This window comes from Paenibacillus sp. BGI2013 (assembly GCF_002843485.1).
GTDB lineage: Bacteria > Bacillota > Bacilli > Paenibacillales > Paenibacillaceae > Paenibacillus > Paenibacillus amylolyticus.
Genome location: NZ_PJFA01000033.1, coordinates 1 through 1,302 on the forward strand (window position 1 = coordinate 1; position 1,302 = coordinate 1,302).

Annotated in this window: 2 protein-coding genes; both read right to left on the minus strand. The window is 44.5% G+C overall.

What is annotated here, in order from left to right:
- Positions 1–36 precede the first annotated feature (36 nt).
- Positions 37–876: an IS3 family transposase gene (locus CXK86_RS31725; RefSeq protein WP_306821969.1), complete on the minus strand. Its 840-nt coding sequence runs from the start codon at positions 874–876 to the stop codon at positions 37–39.
- 20 nt (positions 877–896) lie between these two features.
- Entirely contained in the window at positions 897–1,217 is a 321-nt protein-coding gene (locus CXK86_RS31730) for a transposase (RefSeq protein WP_076319340.1), read from the minus strand.
- Positions 1,218–1,302: the final 85 nt, after the last annotated feature.

A 1,302-nucleotide genomic window follows, 5' to 3' on the forward strand; every position in this document is an offset into this window, starting at 1 on the left:
TGGTCATACCCCTGTCAAGTAGACAGATGAAAAAAGCTATGCTGCCAGCGCGCATCGATATTCAATCGGTGCGCGCTGTTTGAGTTTGGCTTGAAAGCGTCGGTAGTTGTAATTGTACACGTAATCTTCCACGGCTTGTCGAATCTCGGCTTCTGAATTACACTGGATAAGGTACAGCTTCTCTGTTTTGAGATGCGAAAAGAAAGATTCGATGCATGCGTTATCCAGGCAGGTTGCTTTGCGAGAGTGGCTGCCTTTGACGCCGAATGCTTCTAATCGTGAGTTGTACACCTGAGACGTGTATTGGAAGCCCTGATCCGAATGGAGCACGGCTTCCGAAACGTCTCTTTTTTGTGTCCATTGTTCCACCGTATCCAATACGAGCTGAACATCGTTCCGTTTAGATAATTGCCAAGCAACAATTTCGTTGTTGAACAAGTCTTGAATCACAGACAGGTAAACAAACGTGTTTCCATCCGAAATATAAGTTATATCCGTCACCATTTTTTGCTGAGGTGCTGTGGCATGAAATTTGCGCTTTAGGCGATTCGGATAAATCACAGATGGCGTATAGCTGGACTTCTTCCGCTTCTTGCGAATTACCGATTGGATCGATAGTTCCCGCATGATTCGCCATACTTTCTTGTGATTAACGTTCAGACCAGACTCCCAGAGCGCCGTTGTCATGCGAGGATAACCAAACTCTCGATTTGCAAAATGAATAGCCATCATGTGCTCTTTGATCTCACGCTCACGGTCTTGTCTTGCGTCTCGCTGTGGCTGTGTTGCTCGCCATTTGTAGTAACTGGAACGGGGTATTCCTGTAATCGATAATAGGCGTGTAATGCCATGCGAGCAACGCAATTCGTCTATGATATCGTAGTTCTCCCGTTGGCTTAGTGCTTCTCCTTTACTAGATTTGGATACCGCTTTTTTAAATAATCTACCTGTGCTTGAAGGTAGTCCCGTTCCTCTTCTACACTGCTAAAGGCAGTACGAGGCCGTCCTTTCAGTGGATTCGGAACATTGTTTTTTCGCTCATCGAATGCTTCCCCGTTTTTCCATTTTTTTACCCACACCTTCAGTTGTGAACAGTTTCGAATTCCTTCGCGATCAGCGACCACCTTGTAACTTGAAGAACCTTCGACATAGGATCTAACCGCATTCAATTTAAATTCTTCGGTATACGTGTGAAATGTTTGTCCTTTTTTGGCCATAAAAATATCCCCTCCAAGTGTCACTTGAACCCTCATGATAACATGAAGGTTTTTTCAAGTGTCTACTTAAAGGGGATAATACCAC

Bases quoted from the DNA above. Each gene is read 5' to 3' on its own strand.
- CXK86_RS31730 (WP_076319340.1), bottom strand. From the start codon at position 1,217: ATGGCCAAAAAAGGACAAACATTTCACACGTATACCGAAGAATTTAAA.